Raw genomic sequence first — 17,662 nt, forward strand, 5'->3', positions numbered from 1 at the left:
CGGCTAGGATATTTTATATTCGTTTCAAGAATCATTTTCAACGGCTACTGTTACCGATTGGGAATTTGTTGCAGAACGATTTAGAAGCCCAACCACAGATCACGGCACATTAGATAGACCTACCACTACAGTGTACAACTCTCCTCCTCTGACTTTACGCAGAAACACTTCTTTTATAGAAGCACAACTACCTTTGCAATCAGCAATATCATCACGACATGGCTATTGATCCAAAGTGATTTTGTTCAATCAAACACCGTTCCACCCTAAGCGAATCTTATTCACTATTTCCAATGCCCTACTCTTTATTAGCAGTCAAAACGGGAAACCTAGCCCTTAGGGATAGACAAGAAATTTTGATCTCAAAAAATCAATAAAATACTCGGCTGCATTTATGCATACTATTGTCACTTTACAGCAAATTCATAGGCTTTACTGCAACACCTCAAAAAGACTTATAACCTTAAAGGAAAATGTCACTCTTGCATTATTTCGTAACATCCCTTACAATAAAAGTGTCTAAGCTTTATGTAAGAGCGTTTGCGAAATAGAAATTCATTTTCTTCTCGTGAATGCTTTTTTGTTTATTAAGTTTTCTTATTTTAAAGTTCCGTTTCAGAACTTCTGGTATAAATATATCATGGCAGTTCTTTTTCGTCAATACCAAAATAGAACTTTTTTTATTTCAACTGCTTTTTTATGGTAAAATTGCTTTAATACAAGGGATAAGTGAGGTTCTAAAATGGAAACATACAAATTAATCAGGCAGTTAAGAGAAGAAAAAGAGTTAACCCAACAAGAAGTTGCTAATGCTCTTAAACTCAATTTGAGTGTTTACAAAAAGATTGAACTCGGCTCTCGTCCTATAAGAGAAACTGAATTATCTAACATTGCTGATTTTTTCAATGTGACAACTGATTTTCTTCTTGGAAGAACCTCCCCAATTACCGATAGTAAAATAGGAGATAGTATTACTTCTCACTTTAGATTAAACACTGCAAACATGGATATTGATGATATCGAGGAACTCGAAGAAGAATTAACTGATTACATGGAATTTTTAATAAAGAAAGCAAAAGAAAAGAAAGCAAAAAGAGAAAATAATAGTTAGGCGGTCGCATTGTTGGATTTCATTAACGAGGAACTATATTTTGAAGCCTTCAATCTTGCCAACGAATTAACAAAAGAAGTCGCTTATTATTGTTCAAAAAAGATTGAAGAAGTAAAATGTTTTGACATTGAAAAGTATGTAAAAGAACTAGAAGACGTTGAATTTATTGATTACCCTTTTCAAAAACAATTAAAAAATAAAATGCTAGGCTCCACTTCTAAAGTTTATGGAGAAATCATTATTACAACTAATAAGAATTTAATGATTGAAAGAAAAAATTTCACGAAAATGCACGAAATAGTTCATTTCTACAGAGATATACCTTATGTTAGTGAATCACACACATTTTCTGACATGATAATTAAAAATGGTTATTTTCCAGAAGATATACCTAGAGAATATCGAGCTAATGTAGGTGCAAGCATCCTTCTAGCAAATGATCGCGCTTTATTATTTGCTTTGAAGCAATTCAACACCTTTCAGCAAGTTGCAGACTTCTTTTTCATGAGTATGTCAGCACTTCAGAACAGACTAAAAGAACATCTAGTATTTGTTTGTAATTGTACACCTAAATATGCCTTTCACTTAGTCTATAATTACCGTATTGGAAATGGTAAAGAACTTTTTAGCATAGTATATTCACAAGTAAATTATCAAAGTTAACTGCACACTTAAATTAATAACTAGTTTTATAATAGATACAAACTATTGAATATAATCAAAATAGATATCACTTTAAATATAGTACGCAAAGTAATCTTTTATGTAATAACATTTTATATTACAAGGAGGAAATAAATGCAAGCAGTTTTAAAGCAATCAGAATGCAGATTAATAAACTATAGTATTTCCGTTAAAGATAATAATGATTTTAATTTCCTACTCCCATTTCTAAAAGCTCAAAAAAGAATCATGCCTAACGAAAAAAAACTAACATTGTCTCAGATAAATTTATTAACGAGCCAAAAAGATCAATTATTAAAAGTGTGTACAAACGAATGGGAACCTGTTAACTTAGCTCCACGGTTTGGAGCAAAAAATGTAAATTGTGATCTATGTGGGCGACCCGATTTAGTAGAATTGTTTGATATCAAAAATAAATTTACTGGACAAATAATTACTATAGGTGGTAGTTGCATCAACAAGTTCAGTAATTTGAAAAAAGCTAAAGGACTTGTCAACAACAAAATGGAACTTGAAAGATATACTAGGCTTCTCGAAAGGGTTCCCGAATTGAAGGAAATATATTATGAAGGCGAATTCATTAATCACACTAAATATATTACTCCTTCTTCCCTACAAGATGGATACAAAGATACCGAACGTCGACTAAAACTATATATCAAAAAAGCTGTAAAAAAAGGAAAAAAAGAAGCTAGGAAATCCCTTAAGGGCATTTCTTTACAAAAGTTACTTTCTCTATTTTTTAGACAAAAATCTAAATTAATAAACTTTGGAAATAACACTCATTCTAATAATATCTATCTACTTAGAGATACTGCTGTCATGATAGAAAATAATCAAAGTAATGGTAAAGAATTAATATCGGCTATAGAAAAAAATAACGGAATAGTTTCAAAACGGATTGCATCGGAAATTCAAAATAAAATTTTCTTAGAGCAATTTATAGAAGCTATTAATGAAAAATTACCTTTCGATATCAAAGCTATTGCTACTGAAACAGGAAAATTTATTTTTTCAGTTCAGAAAAATAATAATAAAGCTGAATTTTCAATAGAATCCAGTATTTGTATTTCAGATATTGTTTATTCTAAAAATTCTTCTGTTGATTTTAATATGTTCTTCACAAAGAACACAAAAATGATCTCGCCATACAACGAGAACACAATGCTGATGCTCCTTCGTATTGCAGAAAATATTCTCAAAAAACAGTTTAATTACATTAAGTATCAACCTAAACAAAAAGAGATACTCCCAATTATCGCTGAACATAAAAAATTAGAGTTTAAATTATCAGAAAAAAATATTAAACACACAGTTTCTAAACTCGTCAATGAAGGATATCTTTTTGCAAATGATGAACACCTTGTAATTCGGCGTACCGCATCTGAAATATTAAAAATTAGTTCAGAGAGACTGTACTATAACGAGCAAAAAAAACTAATGCAAACCTTCGCTCCAAAAAAATTGAGCCAAGACAAATGGAAAATATTGACATTGCAACGAAAAAAAGATAATAGTACAGATATAAATAAATTGGCAAAAAAAGTAACTCAACATTTAAGTAATATGCATCTTTTTTATCGGGATAAGCCTGACAAAGCAATAAACATACCCATTCACATATTAGAGTATATTGGAAAATGTAACTATTTCTATAACAACGAAAAAATTGTATCTAACAGTCTTACTGAATATGAAAAACAAGCGTTAACGATCTCTGAATTAATAACGGATACAATAAATTTTGTTAGCGAAAAAAACTAAATAAGTTAAGAATTTTTCTTAGCGATTACTCCTTTTCTTAAAATGATTTCAATAAATTAAATTATCACAATTTTATCACAGTTTAAATCAAACCTAATCATTATATCTGAACGTAAACAGATATAAACCTTATTACACCAATATAAACAACTCAAACTTTCTTTTCAATTATTGAGTGAGGATGGCTAATAATTAATAGATTTTAAATTATTTAAACGAACTAAAAAAAGACCTACTGGGAACATTCGTGAGAACAGTAAGTCTTTTTTTAATTCATTTGTACAAAACAAGATTGATAGAAACACTTATATTACAGTGTTTTTGCTTTAACTATTACTAATTATGAACTCATATGAAATTCATGTTTTCAACAAAGTTGTCATTTAACTCGCTGGGCTAGTTACTTCTGCCTTTTTAAAGCTTCCTTCACTTACTTTTTGTTCAACAACTGATAGATACCTTGCATCATCTTCATCACGATATCCTTCAAATACTACCGTATCTATGTTCTCTCTATTGAAATATACCACTTGCTTAGGGTCTAGACCCTCTGGGTATTTAGAGCCTGTGTAGTCAAAGTATACTTGCTCGTCTTTGATGTTTACTAGAGGATATCTATTTTCTATCATAATTTTTACTCTACCCTCTTTTAAATAAACAATTGATCCTATTGGTAACATTATTTGACCTCCTTTAAATCATAACTAATTGTGTTTGGTAATTTGGTGTTTGTTGAAATAAATAAATCTAAAATTAAACTAAGAGCATACAATCCATAAGAAAAAACGCTCGGATATGTTAGTGAAATATAGCCAAACAATAACATCAACATGTAGAATATTAATTGAACTGAAATCATTAGTATCAAGTATGATTTTTTAACAGTATTAAATCTGACTTTAAACTCAAAAACTTCTATTGATTGCTTCTCACTCTTGAAAATTGAATTGAGTTCATTCTTTTCTTTACTACCTTTAAACAATTTAAACATTATTATCCCAAATGTGATAATAACTAAAAATAGTATTGACTCTAACTTAGAAATGCTATTAATAACAAAATCCTGCATCAAATTACTCAATACTCTTGATACAATGATAGTTGTAGCGAACATTGGTACTAACCAAAAATTGGTAACTTTCTTTTTTGAACTACTTTTCATCATACTCAATTGTTCAAGGTTTATCCTATATGCTTTAAAAGGAATCACCCAACGAAAGGCTGGCAAAACATATATTAGAAAATTACTGAACACGTCCACTACATACCATCTATTATTCCTTTCAATCAATTTATAGCGTAAGTATTTTGTATCAACTTTGTTAATGACTACCACCTCTATCTAAAATGGATTTATCCAATCTAATGCTCCAGAAACACTATCACCAAAATCATTTAACTTATCTCCTGCCCAATCTAAGCCATCACTAATCTTATCTCCTGCCCAGTTTAAACCAGCATCGATCTTATTTCCAACCCAATCAAGTCCATCCTGTAGTCCTAAGAAATTGTTATCATATGCCCAATTGAAGCCAGCTCCGATAGCAACACCAGCAGCGAATCCCCAACCAATTGGATTTGAGCTAACTAATGCACCAACAAGCATTGATCCGCCTACAGTCAAGACTGTACCCGTTACATTATGACTAATACCTTGCCCTACGGTCTTACCATTATTTTTCACATCATCATAAATGCCATATACAGTCGCTAATCCAGCAAGAACCAAACTCGCTCTGCTTGCATTTTTAGCAAAATTAGCGCCCCATCTACTTCCGTTAGCGGCTGCCTCAGATAACATTATAAAACTATTTGCTCCCGCTGGACCAGCAATACCTTGCCCTAAATAATAATTAAATACAGCACCACCAAAGCTTTCAGCAGCAGATAACAAAATATCAGAAAACTTGATCTCTTTAGTGATATACGTATATGCTTGACCGATACCGTCTCCAATATTTGAGAAAAACGATACTATTTTGTCTGAAACTGATTCTGGCACATTCATTCCTTGATTTTGATTCATTATTTGCATAATTTTTTCAATTGCATCTTGAGATAAATTCGGATAATCAGCAAGTAATTCTGTTAATTGCCTTTCAACTCTATCAGCATAGGCAATTGTTATAGAGTTTGCCCAATCCATATTCAATTTTGCTGTTGTAAAAGTTCCAGTTGTAGCATCCCAACCATTTCCACTACTAGCTTGCGCTAAGCCTTGTTGAACATTAGATAACGCACTATTAACCTCAGAAAAAATAGTCGTAGAACTACCATCAAACGCAAGCAATTTATTTAATTTTTCTTGTAAAGACTTCTGCATCCTTTGATTTATATCTATACTATGAGACAATCCTGGTCGATAACTTTCTGGATTTTTTGAGATATTTAAAAGCTCAGTTGTCATAGTATCAATCGTTGACTGCGCTGTTCTAATTTGTTGCTCTAATATCTCAGATTGTAAGCTGTTTCCATCAACGTCAGATAAATACTGATTAATAAATTTTTCATGTGCCGATTTAATTGATTCACAAACTAAAATGATACCATTTGCTAACGGTGTGTATACTTGCGAAAAATAATTTTTAGCAGAAGAATACGCAGCGCCTTTTAGCTCTGTGTCAGAAACAAAAGTTCCTAATGCAGCCTTTATTGACTCCATATTGCTAATATAATCCGTGCACATGCTTGCAACACTTGTTGTTTGGCTTTGTACTTCTGGAACAAAAAAGTCAACACCCATCACATTTCCTCCTCACTTAGTTTAAGTTGTTTATAATAAAGGTCAGATTCTTTGTCTTCCAAATTTCGTCTTTCTTTATCAATTTGTTCCTTTTGATCTTCAATTGCACTAAACACTTGTTGCCGACTACGATTCAATTCTTGTGTCAAATCCATGCTCAGATAGTTAAGTTCTCCAGTAGAATACATACTTTCCACTTCAAAAAAAAATTGTTGGTTTTTTCTATAAAGAATATTCATACGTTCGTCAAATTTTTCTAACTCTCGCCTATCATTTTCTCTTTCAAACAATTGATCAGAAATTTTTTGTCTTTCTCTTATAACGTGATCTATTTTCTCGCTCATAATTCGCTCCTATTTGTTAAATTCGGGATAAACTATATTTGACAATTCCTGATTTAACGCTTCAAACTCAGAAGCAACACTTTTCAAATTCCCCAAATCCTTTAGTAATGCATCTCTAAATGCAGTTATCGACTCATTTCCAGATTCTGCACTAGACTTAGCTAAACTATTACCTTGAACTGTCGTTTGGTTAGCAGTCGTTATTGTATGTTGGTTTATTTGCTGTATTGATTGACTAATTCCTGTAGCAAGTTGCTGTGCTACAGCACTATTGCTACTAATTGTTTCTGGCATAATTCTCACTCCTTCAACTATCAAATTATATGTACAAAAATAGAAAAAGCAATAAGCCTTCTCTATTTTTTTAATTTTTAAAGTCCACGACCGATTGCAGAAGAAATATTTTGATCTGTTTCTTCCATGATTTGTGCAACTTCATTCAATTGTTTGTTGATTTGTTCCAATAACTCAGCAAATTCACTTACTTTTGGTTTTAGCGCAGTAAATTGATCATTAAAGCTATCAAACCCTGAACCTTCCCAATTTCCTTGAATCGTATCTTGCTCTGTTTGCAATTTTTGTAAAATGTCGTTCACTTGATTGGAACCGTCTGTGTATTTTGTTGCTGAAGTACGTAACTCCTGTGGTGATAATTTGATGCGATCTCCTGCCATCTCTTTTCTCTCCTTTATGAATTAAATTGCTTACAAAGTTATTCTAACATAAAACAGTTGACATTTTTATCAATATTTTTATCCATTAGCACTTTTTTTGATATCATTTATAAAACAGAACCACCTTAAAGCCTTATTTAAAAATAGTTTTCAATAAGAATTTTATTTCCCTACAAGAACTATTTAAGAGGTGATGTATTATGACATTAAAGCTAGAAATGGAGTACACCCTTTCTATTTAAAAGTTTAATATTTATTCACTTTCAAGAGCCTTCATCCTAGCGAATTTATGTTGTCTAAATTCTTTAAGATCAAAAATCATTACTTTTCCATCATCGGTATATACCCCATCTATTTCATATCTGTAATTTTCAGCCCATAATTCCTTCATCAATTCTCTAATCGTTTGAGCTAATTTACTTGATTTAATCACTATTGGTTTGTCTCTCTCAATTTTATTTTTAGAAAATTCAATTGCTTTACTTGCATTCGAGGTGCTTTTCTTTATTGCTAAAGCCCGTTTCTCTTTATCAAATAAAACAATCACGTACCTAGGAAAACTTAACAAATCAGCTACTTGATTTGAAAAACTCAAAGACTTATTATTTATGGTTAATGTTGGTTTCCCAATACTTCCAATATCAATAACTTCAAAATTGTATTCATCAAAATTCAACATATCATTCTTTCCTTTCTAATACATATTCAATATCGCTTTCACTCCAACTTGGATCAAATACTAAAAAACCTTTCAAAACTCCCGTTTTCCACTTTTGAACAATCTGCTGGCAACCACTTACATTTAATGTATTTTTCATCGCTCTATTTCTATATGGAGAACTCAAAATTCTTTGAACTTCATTCCATTCTAATTTTGATACTATTGGCGGAATAGCATCCCTTAGAATATATTTCCTTTTTTCACCATTATTTTTCCGCCTTCTATGAGAAAAACAATCTATCGTATAAGATTTTTGCATGATCACATCACCACAATACTTTTCGTTCTTTAAAATATTCCCTACCGTTGTTGGACTCCAAATATTTCGTCCTGTCGGAGTAGGAACTTTTGATTGTGTTAATAATCTTGCAATCAAAGAAAAACTGGCTCCATCTATAAATGTCCTATATATAAATCTAACAACCTCAGCTTCCTCTTCATCAATAATCACTTTCCCAAAATCATCCTTAGTGTACCCTAACAAATTATTAGTTAGAATGAAGGGTATACCCATTTCCCATCTTTTTTTATATGCCCATTTAATCGCATTACTTTTCTGCTCACTTTCACCTTGTGCAATAACGCTCATCATATTAAGTATATATTCAGACATACCACTTAGTGTATTAATCCCCATATCTTCAATATAGATACCCACCGGATTCGAAAGCGCTTTAAATTCTCTGTTTATTGAAATAAAATGAAGGGTGTTACGAGTAAATCTACTGATACTTTTTACTAAAACCAAATCAATATTCCCATTCCTACATTCTTCCAATAATCTTTGGAAATTATATCGACTTTTCATTGTAGTTCCAGAAGCCCCTCGATCAGCGTATACTCCTGCAAATTCCCAATCAGGATTGTTCATGATCTTGTCTGTATAAACTTTTATTTGTAGCTCTAAGCTCCCCTCCTGAGACTCTTCATACGTACTAACTCTACAATAGGCTGCAACTCTTTTCTTCAAGAATTCTTTATTTTTTTTCTCATAAATCGATGGTACTATTTCTACCTGCCTTTTCTCATCATACATCAACTGAGATACTTCACGATTTCTTATCAAACTTAACTTTTCCTTTTTTAACCACTCCTTACTCTCCATTTTTTCAAGCTCTGTCATCTTTACACCTCCTTCTTTAAAAATATAATTCAAACTAATTATCTAATTAAAATAATTAAACGTCAACAATATTTTTTCACAACAAAAAAAGGACTATTAGTCACAAAAAGTCCCCTTCTGCTATTTTATTGATTAATAAAAATTGATATAGTGTCTACTTTATCTATCTACTACTTGATTCTGAACATTCTTACTTCATTTTTCATAAATATTATAGAGTATCGTACTATAAATTGGTATTATTCTTCTCCCAAAAACTATTATCATCTTCACTTTTATAATTAAATTCTTTTGTATCTGGCTCTACTCCAACAACAATTAATGGTACTGCTGGAGTATTTCTACCCGATCGATATACATTGTAAACTTCTTTTTCATAAGCAGAAACCCCAGAATCCATTTTAAGCTGCATCGCTTTTGTAGGTAAAATTTCTATACCTACATTGATATCATTTGCTATATAAAAAGCCATATGTTTAACAAACAGATCATAAGCTACAAATGCGTATTTTCCAAATTGAACCTCTATAGCAACTCCATCTTTCAAAAAATCAGTTTGGTTAAATCCTTTAAATGCATTCCTACCATTCTTTTCTATCATATTCTTTTGTTCATCTATAGTCATTGTCATTGTTTCTCGAGCCAACTCTTCATCAGGGGTAAAAAAATAATCCTGTCTATGATCCTTCCAGCCTTTTGGAATTAAAAAATTTTGAAAAGCTTTATTAATCTGTTTTTGATCATATATTTCTATTCCAGTTCTCCCTTTTGCTTTTGACAATTTCTTGAACCTATCCGCTTCAATACTTGTAATAGCATCAACTATTTCGTTCCATAGCTCAGGTTTATGGATTAGCAAAAATTCTAAACCATTTAAATGAGAGTATAGATATCTAATTTTCATTTCTATAAACTCCTTTTCCTTTCCATTCTTCTGGAATTTTTGCAACACTATCCTTACGCGGTTTATAAACTGGTTTAGTAATTGGTCTCATTTCTAAAGTACCCTCACAAAGACGGCTCAATCTATCTTGCGCTATTAATGTGTATTTTTCAGAAAGGTCAATACTTATTCCTCTCCTACCATTTTTTACTGCGCTAATTAGTGTAGAACCACTTCCGCCGAAAGGATCAAGTATTGTATCACCTGGATTGCTCAAAGCCATAACCAAACGGTCTACCAATTCTATAGGAAATTGTGCTGGGTGGTCAGTCTTTTCTACATGATTGGATTTAACATTCACAATATTCCAAACTTCTTCCTCCCAATCTTTTAATATGATATCCCAAACATCTTCAGGGTTTTTCCCGCTAGGATTACCTGACAGTTCGCCCTTTTTATTTCCTTTATAGTGGCGTTTTCCTGGGTATTTTGAAGGAATTCTCACCGGATCTAAATTAAAAGTATACTCATCAGACTTAGAAAACCATAATATAGTTTCATAACGTCCGCTGAATCTTAATTTGGCATGTAATCCATGACCAAATCTCCATATTATCCTATTTCTGAGCTTAAACCCGATATCTTTGAAAATTGGATAGAACAATATATCTAGTGGAAATACTTCTTTTTTATCTATATAGTTTCCAACCTCCCAAGCTACATTACCAGCAGGCTTTAAAATTCTATAAATTTCAAAAATAATCTGTTTTTGGAAAGATAAATATTCTTCAATAGTTGCTTTATCTTCATATTCCTTTCCTACATTGTATGGTGGTGATGATACCACTAAATCAACAGATTCGTCAGGCATAGACTTCAAATATTCTAAACTTTCTTCATTCACTATTATACTTGCTTTTGCATATAGGTTAACTGTTTCCAAATCCATTTGATAATTCTTCCTCTACTATTTTTTTCTATTATATCAGATATTAGTTTAAATAGCTTTATCATGCAAATAAATAATATTTCTTCAAGTAATGTGCGCATAGTATCTTTCACTTAGAAACAAAAAAAGCAATAAGTGCTAACAATAAAGCTAACAATCATTGCTTTTTCTACTTAATTTATGTAATAAAATACGCTTATAAATCCTGATTTGACACGCTATCAATCTATATACAATCATTTAGTAAAATATCCCCAAGATCATACATGTTCTTAAAATACCTCCTATATTGAACGCTTGATAGTCAAAAAGACACGATTTCCTATGCTAACAATAACATTTTTTTTAATCACTAGCAAAATGTTTTTTCTCAACAGTCTCTTTTTGCACAACATCCTTCATTATACTCTATCCCTGCTATATAAATCAAAAAAATCTAGTAGATAAAACAAGTTTTTAGTTCTTATATGATTCAAGCTTTTCCTTTTTATGAATAAAATTTCTAAAGGACTCATCTAAAAATCTAACTCTTAGATATTAAACTTTACTTACGGGCGGATTGATCCGCCAATCAAATTCAAAATGAGTGAAAATATTAGATAAAACAGGATTGAATTTTATCTATTTATATTGGATAATGATAAAAAAATAATCAAATTATAATATTTTTTATAGTTTTTTAATTTTTTTTGTTAGTTGGTATAAAAAGGAGTTTTATTGTGGATAAATTTGATTTATTAGAAAAAATGGAGGCCTATCAAATTGATTTACTCATATACATAATCAATAGTGGAGGAACTGCAACAAAAAAGGAGCTATTGACACATCTAAGAATCGGGGACTATCTTTTATCAAAATTACTTGAAAACTTAATGACTCATGCAAAAAATTCCAATAACGGTTTTTCAATCGATGTTATAAAACATACGGTTCGATTTCAAACAAAACCAGAATATTCGATACATACTTTATTTAATAAGCTGATCACACACGCACCAAAATATCAAATTTTAAAAAAACTGTTGCTTTGCGGAACGATTGATCCTATCCCTTTATGCGAAAAAATCGGCATTAGTCACTCTACTTATTTTCGAAAAATAAATGAATTAAACAATCTACTAAAAGAATTTGACTTATCCATCCAAAATGGCTATCTTTTAGGATCAGAATTACAAATTCGCTTTTTTTATGTTTCTCTACTTTTTATCACGGATTCAAAACAGCCATTAAAAATCAATGATATTGATCCTAGAATCCATGATACAGTAAATAAGATCCAAACGATCCTAGGTTCTCCTTTGTCCTTTCTTTCCAAAAGAAAATTAATTATTTATCTAAGTCTGTTAAAAAGAAGGAATGCTCAAAAAGGAATCTCAGACTATAACGATCAATTCCCATTTTTTAGCAATAAAACTGGGCTTCACAATCAAAAACGCTTTATCCGTCTACTAAAAACCTCCACTCTTTTCAGAAAAATCGACAAAGTTCTGACATCTTTTTTGGTTTATTACTCTTTTAAGATGACCCCTAACGAAACCATCCTACTGATCCTCTTTCTACTAGGTGAAGAGATCATTCCAAGTCATTCCTATTGTTTAAAAGAATTAGATGTCATTGAAAAAAAAAGTAATCTTTTCATCCTGACCTTGAATAATGAATTTTTAGATTTTATGGAGTTTGTTTACCCTGATACTCAGTTAACTAAGCAACACCGCTCTATGCTGGATTATCATCTCAGTTCGATTGGCTATCGTCATTTGATCTTCAAAGGTCATATCAATTACTACTGGGATGCACATCTTCCTAGTCATGAAGAGAGCCATCGATTTACCATTATTTATGCATTTATTGATTATATGAAAAAAAAATACCCCACACTTTTTAATGATGACTCTCAGACTCATTTTTTAACTCCAAAGTATGCCTATACTTTGAATCTTTATGAGGAATGGATCAAAGCTAAAGTGACGGTCGGTGTATTTATTGAAGGCAATCTTTTGTTTAGAAAACAATTTACTAAGTGGTGGATCAATTACGCTGAATTAACTACATTTGCACAGGCCGAGCCACTTGTAACTGACAAGCCCTACGATCTAGTAATAAGTAATATTGACTGGCCTTCTCTCAAAAAACAAGGACGTCACTTTTTCTTTATCACCAACTATAATGAACAAATGGATAAGATGGATCTCAATGAATTACTCTATAAAATCTATTCCTCCCACTGCTAATAAAGAGGCTGAGACAAAAGTGTTTAGATCCGAGAACCGAGTAGGTACTGTGCAACACTGTTTATCTGCGACGAGTCTTTGACGAGAAAGTATCAACTCGTTCTTCGTTGTGTTTTACAGCAATTTCAGCTTATTTCGAAACCTTCAACTCTTAGTGCTTTAGCACTTGGAATTTTGCTAGCTTCACTTTGTTCTTTGAACAATAGTGAAACTGTATGCGTTAGCTGATGTGATCGAAGCGTAACGCAGTAGCTGCTCTTTTTTCGCCGTTTATTCGGATTTAGAGAGCAAAACAGCGTAGTAGGGCAGCTATTGGCCTCATCTAGCCTATTTATAAACGAGTGAGCTTCTATGATTTCAACGGCTGAGCTGCCCCTTGTCGTATGATATTCTACCTCCGCTAAGATCCTGTTAATCTTATTAGCTGACAAATTTAAGTTTTTCCACCAACTGACGTTCTTCTGATAAAAACGAATTTGTATAGCAATCTAGTGTCATTTTCGTTGACGAGTGTCCTAGTAATGAACTGATTGTAGCAATATTTCCCCCAGCTTCTAAACAGCGGGTCGCAAACGTGTGCCTTAGAGAATGGAAGGAAAATTTCTCAAGTCCAATTTTTTTACGCACAACTTGAAAACGATAGGCGACTGTACGTGGTTCCAGTGCCTTATGTTTATTGGAGATAACGTAATCACTTGTAGATATTTCATGAAGCTCCAATAGTTTTGCTCGCAATGAATCGGAGATAGGAATTCGTCGAGAAGAATTTTGACTTTTAGGTGTTATTTCTACAATCTCAGTCTTTCTAACTCCTGTATCAGTTGTTGGGATCCTTAATATTGTCCGGTTCACTCCCAAGGTATTATCCTCAAAATCAATATCTTCCCACTTCAAACCACAAATTTCTCCAATCCTCAGACCTGTCTGTAATGCTAGAATGATAGAGAAGAACTTTTGGTTTGTATCGACTTCTTTAATTAGTCTATTCTGATCTTTAATCGATAGTGCCTGAACTGTTTTTCTTTCAGATTTCGGTAATTCGATACCTCTACATGGATTTTCCGTAAGCAAATTTAATGAAACTGCCTTGCTGATGCACGTTTTAAAAACAGAAAAAATAGACCTGATAGAGCTCGCTTTCAGCGTTTTTCTCATGTCATTAAGTAATTTTTCAATATCCGATTGTGTCATTTTTTGTAATTTAATGCTACCTATTTTTGATAGGACATGAACGTCCATTTTATTTTTATAGCTAGCGTATGTGCTTCCTTTGACCTTCGGTTGGACAAATGTTTCCAACCAATAATTTGTCCAATCAAGTAATTGACCATCATACTGACGCAAACTCTTATGATTAGTTGTCTGCTTCTCATATTTCATCAATATCAATTGCTGTTTAACCTCAGCATATTTATAGCCATAAATATACCCATAATAAATTTTCCCATTCTCTCGTCTACCTTTTATGTATCGGCCTTCCCAACGGCCATCTTTTCTCTTATAGATATTCTCTCCTCTTCTTGCCATAACCAAGACCCTTTCTAAAATCAATTTTGTTCATTCAAGAAAATGAAATCACTACAAATCGCGAAAAAATATGTTATTTTGTTATCAAAAACGTTATTTGACGATCTCCGTTGTCCATTTCTTATTTCCCCAACCTCAAACACTTACAATACGTTTGTTTTTATTAACTAAATTATGCATTAATTTAACTTTTTTGAGTTTCAATTTTTTTGGTAGAAATAAGAATTTTTGGAAGTATTATTCAAGAATTTTTTGCTATAGAAACTATTCTATTCTCAATACATATTCTATTTTTATTCACATCAAGAATTTATTTTTTTATATTATTCACTAAAGCCGTATCATTGATCCGTTTCAATGAGTTACTCAGTAAATCTTTCAGTGCCGCGTATCCTTCTAACTTGATCAGTACTTCTTGTGGACAATATACCCAATAATTAAAAATTGAGAGGCCCACTGCAATTTTATCGACTCTCTCCATGAATGGACCTAATTCTTCTATCAGCTTTCTACAACTTATTTCATTAGCGATCACGATCTCATCTTGGCCCTCTAACTCAAGCAACATCCACAAATAATCTATAAATTCTACTTTCATCTTTAATTCTAAAAACTGTTTTTTGGATACCATTTTTCTTTTGTTAGAAGGTATACTGCTTGAAAAATATTCTATAACTTCCTGTTCATTTTTAGATATATATTTTGGGCGAACATGTTGTTCAAACGGTAGTGGTTGATCTTCCTTGTCTTCTGATGTTACTTGAACATCTGTTTGATTTTTTACTACTCTTTTTTTTGAAAGCTGACTTGAGCGGATTAAAGTGTAGCTACGGCGACTGTTTTGAGGTTCATTCTCATCTTTTTCTGTTTTTTTTAGCGGCGTCTTCTCCCTAAGTTCAGATTGGGACTCTGTACTTTTAAATACTGATTTCTCCAACTCTTGAGTCGCAGCTTCCACAGCATAGTTATCAGATTTTATTTGTTCTTTCAATGTTTGACTTACTTTAGTTAGTTCATTTTTTAGTAATTCGCCAGAATCTAGCACAACTTCTTCATTTTTTTTGAGTCTATGTTCTATACCTTCTATTTTCTCGGTTAGTTGATTAAACTTTTCTAATACGTTATATAATTCTTCTTCTTTTCTCTTATATTCAGTCTGTTGCTCTTGTTCGAGTACTGCTTTATATGATTCGATTAGCTCTTGCACACAACTTCTAAATAATGGAAGCTGCCTCACATACTCAGATTCAAAAAAACCGATTGTAAAGGTCAAAACAATGTAAGCTGGCGATGTAAAGATATTGATTCTTTTAATTATCAGCTCATTGGTTTCTTCCATCCAGGCTTTTTGGACTTTCATTGCTATTTGTTCCAGCTCCATCAATGAATCAACATCTTTCTTATAAACCAACTTACAAGAAAGATACGCTTCATGTGGTGTTTTTAGCTTTTTATTGTATATTTCTACTCCTAAAAGTCTTGGATTTACTTTTTGATGAAGAATGTACTTTTTAATGATTTTCTTCCCATGTCTTTGGAGATTTTGTCCGGTCTCGTTCATGTCCTCAAACTCCTCAAATTGTTGTCCACCAATCTAATTTCGCACCATTATAGAAATCCTATATGACGCTCCAGCCTGATATCTTTACAGATCTATCGGTGCTTATCTTTCTTTATTTTTTTAATTCTTTTTTGTTTACTTTCAGGACTTTTTTTCTTATTCGGTTGACTTTTTTTCCGACGCTTTCGTTTTCTTTTTTTCTGATACAGCGCTGCTTCATATTGTCTCTGTCTTCTTCTCCTTAGAAGCAATAGCGTTATTAAAAAGATAAATAAAAAGACCAGCGTGATAGAACAAATCACTATATAAATCATCAGATGATTAGAATTTTTCTGATGGGTTTCGGCTTCTTTAGCTATTTCGAAACCCTTATCCCATTTCCATTCTTGATCTGTATCTTTGGATTTAACTGTCAATTGAAGCGAGTATCTTCCTGTAGGCTTCAAGGCATTGACTTCATCCGCTATGATAAAAGTTGTACTTGAATTAGGTGCCATTCGATAATTGGATTGCTTGGTCTGATACAAGACAGTATCTGAGTCTTGTTCCGTGATCGTTGCCGTGTATTCAAGCTCTTCTATATTTACTGCTTGATCGTTTTGGACGGTTACCTGTAGCGTTTGCTTCCCGTCTGCTTTTTTGGGAAGCACCTGCAGTAAATTTAAGTTCGCCATAACAGGCGTATCTGTTTCAGTTAGCTTTACAGCAACAATATAGATTTTTTTTCTACCTTGATCGTTTGATTGGGACTGTCTTGATTCAATCGAGCTAATCTTAATACCACCTAAAACCATACCGTCAAACTGCTCTGGAGGCATTTTCAACTGAACTGTTATTATTCTTTTTTCATGAGCCGGAACGACCGTCTTAGATTCCGCTTGGGCAATATCTTTGAAGGACACAGTTAGACTTTTATCTCTTGTTACTTGCTTGGAACGATCAGAATAGTCGATATCCCCTGATAAATTCGTTGTTGCATCATTGAGTTCTATTGCTAATTCCTGTTCTATATCGGAGGGATTGGACACTTCTAACTTTAGCTCTTGCTCCTGTCCAGGTTTCATTCTCAGATCATAGTAGGTCGCTCCAGAATCAGATTGATTGTTCGGTAAAATCGGTTTGATAGAAACGGCAAAGCTGGTCTCAGTCGTTATTATGGTAAGACAAAGACCAACGAAAAAGCTGATTTTCATGATAAGCAAACGAATATTCTTTTGTTTAATTGTCATTTATTTAAACTCCTCATACAGTGGATTCCCTACAGTAATGAAGAACTGATGCGCAAAGGTTCCTTATTTCTTCAATGATAAAATCTGTTTGATTGCTATAATCCGCTGGATATACGGC

Annotated in this window: 17 protein-coding genes; 4 read left to right on the top strand and 13 right to left on the bottom strand. The window is 32.3% G+C overall.

Translation table 11 applies throughout. The features are described from left to right. Positions 1–742 precede the first annotated feature (742 nt). From CC204_RS12055 to CC204_RS12065, 3 genes are all read left to right on the top strand, one after another. On the top strand, positions 743–1,111 hold the full coding sequence (locus CC204_RS12055) for a helix-turn-helix domain-containing protein (RefSeq protein ID WP_088270390.1): 369 nt from the start codon (positions 743–745) through the stop codon (positions 1,109–1,111). Between the two features lie 12 nt (positions 1,112–1,123). Further along, positions 1,124–1,774, top strand: a complete 651-nt coding sequence (locus tag CC204_RS12060; RefSeq protein ID WP_088270391.1) for an ImmA/IrrE family metallo-endopeptidase — start codon at positions 1,124–1,126, stop codon at positions 1,772–1,774. Positions 1,775–1,909: 135 nt separating this feature from the next. Further along, entirely contained in the window at positions 1,910–3,559 is a 1,650-nt protein-coding gene (locus tag CC204_RS12065; protein WP_088270392.1) for a vWA domain-containing protein, read from the top strand. 383 nt (positions 3,560–3,942) lie between these two features. Here the strand turns inward: CC204_RS12065 and CC204_RS12070 are convergent, their stop codons facing one another. The 10 genes from CC204_RS12070 to CC204_RS12115 form a co-directional block, all read right to left on the bottom strand. After that, on the bottom strand, positions 3,943–4,239 hold the full coding sequence (locus tag CC204_RS12070; RefSeq protein ID WP_154776777.1) for a DUF4176 domain-containing protein: 297 nt from the start codon (positions 4,237–4,239) through the stop codon (positions 3,943–3,945). Next, on the bottom strand, positions 4,239–4,895 hold the full coding sequence (locus CC204_RS21815) for a DUF443 family protein (protein WP_157894276.1): 657 nt from the start codon (positions 4,893–4,895) through the stop codon (positions 4,239–4,241). The genes CC204_RS12070 and CC204_RS21815 overlap by 1 nt, the downstream gene beginning before the upstream one ends. Positions 4,896–4,901: 6 nt before the next feature. After that, entirely contained in the window at positions 4,902–6,302 is a 1,401-nt protein-coding gene (locus CC204_RS12080; RefSeq protein WP_088270395.1) for a T7SS effector LXG polymorphic toxin, read from the bottom strand. After that, positions 6,302–6,646, bottom strand: a complete 345-nt coding sequence (locus CC204_RS12085) for a DUF3958 family protein (RefSeq protein ID WP_088270396.1) — start codon at positions 6,644–6,646, stop codon at positions 6,302–6,304. Before CC204_RS12085 ends, CC204_RS12080 begins: the two co-directional genes overlap by 1 nt. Before the next feature lie 9 nt (positions 6,647–6,655). After that, the gene (locus CC204_RS12090; RefSeq protein WP_088270397.1) at positions 6,656–6,940 is read right to left on the bottom strand and encodes a TIGR04197 family type VII secretion effector; all 285 of its coding nucleotides are present in this window, start codon (positions 6,938–6,940) and stop codon (positions 6,656–6,658) included. A gap of 77 nt (positions 6,941–7,017) precedes the next feature. Next, positions 7,018–7,320 carry a WXG100 family type VII secretion target gene (locus CC204_RS12095; RefSeq protein WP_088270133.1) on the bottom strand — a complete coding sequence of 101 codons (303 nt, stop codon included), beginning with the start codon at positions 7,318–7,320 and terminating at the stop codon, positions 7,018–7,020. Positions 7,321–7,573: 253 nt separating this feature from the next. Continuing rightward, positions 7,574–7,999 carry a hypothetical protein gene (locus CC204_RS12100; protein WP_088270398.1) on the bottom strand — a complete coding sequence of 142 codons (426 nt, stop codon included), beginning with the start codon at positions 7,997–7,999 and terminating at the stop codon, positions 7,574–7,576. Position 8,000: 1 nt separating this feature from the next. Then, complete coding sequence (locus tag CC204_RS12105) at positions 8,001–9,164, bottom strand: recombinase family protein (protein WP_227011143.1); 1,164 nt, start codon at positions 9,162–9,164, stop codon at positions 8,001–8,003. Between the two features lie 226 nt (positions 9,165–9,390). Beyond that, complete coding sequence (locus tag CC204_RS12110) at positions 9,391–10,068, bottom strand: BglII/BstYI family type II restriction endonuclease (RefSeq protein ID WP_088270399.1); 678 nt, start codon at positions 10,066–10,068, stop codon at positions 9,391–9,393. Next, entirely contained in the window at positions 10,058–10,996 is a 939-nt protein-coding gene (locus tag CC204_RS12115) for a DNA-methyltransferase (RefSeq protein WP_227011144.1), read from the bottom strand. The genes CC204_RS12110 and CC204_RS12115 overlap by 11 nt, the downstream gene beginning before the upstream one ends. A gap of 719 nt (positions 10,997–11,715) precedes the next feature. On the opposite strand from CC204_RS12115, the gene CC204_RS12120 reads away from it, so the two are divergent. Next, a complete protein-coding gene (locus CC204_RS12120; RefSeq protein WP_088270400.1) occupies positions 11,716–13,227 on the top strand; it encodes a helix-turn-helix domain-containing protein in 1,512 nt (503 codons plus the stop codon). 420 nt (positions 13,228–13,647) lie between these two features. On the opposite strand, the gene CC204_RS12125 is transcribed toward CC204_RS12120, so the two are convergent. The 3 genes from CC204_RS12125 to CC204_RS12135 form a co-directional block, all read right to left on the bottom strand. Continuing rightward, positions 13,648–14,754, bottom strand: a complete 1,107-nt coding sequence (locus CC204_RS12125) for a tyrosine-type recombinase/integrase (RefSeq protein WP_088270401.1) — start codon at positions 14,752–14,754, stop codon at positions 13,648–13,650. Between the two features lie 310 nt (positions 14,755–15,064). Then, positions 15,065–16,135: a hypothetical protein gene (locus CC204_RS12130; RefSeq protein WP_227011145.1), complete on the bottom strand. Its 1,071-nt coding sequence runs from the start codon at positions 16,133–16,135 to the stop codon at positions 15,065–15,067. 272 nt (positions 16,136–16,407) lie between these two features. Next, on the bottom strand, positions 16,408–17,544 hold the full coding sequence (locus CC204_RS12135) for a WxLIP family cell surface protein (RefSeq protein WP_088270403.1): 1,137 nt from the start codon (positions 17,542–17,544) through the stop codon (positions 16,408–16,410). Between the last annotated feature and the right edge of the window lie 118 nt (positions 17,545–17,662).

Origin of the sequence: Enterococcus wangshanyuanii (assembly GCF_002197645.1) — a bacterium.
GTDB lineage: Bacteria > Bacillota > Bacilli > Lactobacillales > Enterococcaceae > Enterococcus_L > Enterococcus_L wangshanyuanii.

Excerpts from the sequence above, each read along its gene's own strand:
- CC204_RS12135 (WP_088270403.1), bottom strand. The coding sequence starts at position 17,544 with ATGACAATTAAACAAAAGAATATTCGTTTGCTTATCATGAAAATCAGC.
- CC204_RS12080 (WP_088270395.1), bottom strand. The coding sequence starts at position 6,302 with ATGGGTGTTGACTTTTTTGTTCCAGAAGTACAAAGCCAAACAACAAGT.
- CC204_RS12090 (WP_088270397.1), bottom strand. The coding sequence starts at position 6,940 with ATGCCAGAAACAATTAGTAGCAATAGTGCTGTAGCACAGCAACTTGCT.
- CC204_RS12100 (WP_088270398.1), bottom strand. The coding sequence starts at position 7,999 with ATGTTGAATTTTGATGAATACAATTTTGAAGTTATTGATATTGGAAGT.
- CC204_RS12125 (WP_088270401.1), bottom strand. The coding sequence starts at position 14,754 with ATGGCAAGAAGAGGAGAGAATATCTATAAGAGAAAAGATGGCCGTTGG.
- CC204_RS12115 (WP_227011144.1), bottom strand. The coding sequence starts at position 10,996 with ATGGATTTGGAAACAGTTAACCTATATGCAAAAGCAAGTATAATAGTG.
- CC204_RS12095 (WP_088270133.1), bottom strand. The coding sequence starts at position 7,320 with ATGGCAGGAGATCGCATCAAATTATCACCACAGGAGTTACGTACTTCA.
- CC204_RS12130 (WP_227011145.1), bottom strand. The coding sequence starts at position 16,135 with ATGGAGCTGGAACAAATAGCAATGAAAGTCCAAAAAGCCTGGATGGAA.
- CC204_RS12070 (WP_154776777.1), bottom strand. The coding sequence starts at position 4,239 with ATGTTACCAATAGGATCAATTGTTTATTTAAAAGAGGGTAGAGTAAAA.
- CC204_RS12065 (WP_088270392.1), top strand. The coding sequence starts at position 1,910 with ATGCAAGCAGTTTTAAAGCAATCAGAATGCAGATTAATAAACTATAGT.
- CC204_RS12110 (WP_088270399.1), bottom strand. The coding sequence starts at position 10,068 with ATGAAAATTAGATATCTATACTCTCATTTAAATGGTTTAGAATTTTTG.
- CC204_RS12055 (WP_088270390.1), top strand. The coding sequence starts at position 743 with ATGGAAACATACAAATTAATCAGGCAGTTAAGAGAAGAAAAAGAGTTA.
- CC204_RS12085 (WP_088270396.1), bottom strand. The coding sequence starts at position 6,646 with ATGAGCGAGAAAATAGATCACGTTATAAGAGAAAGACAAAAAATTTCT.
- CC204_RS12105 (WP_227011143.1), bottom strand. The coding sequence starts at position 9,164 with ATGACAGAGCTTGAAAAAATGGAGAGTAAGGAGTGGTTAAAAAAGGAA.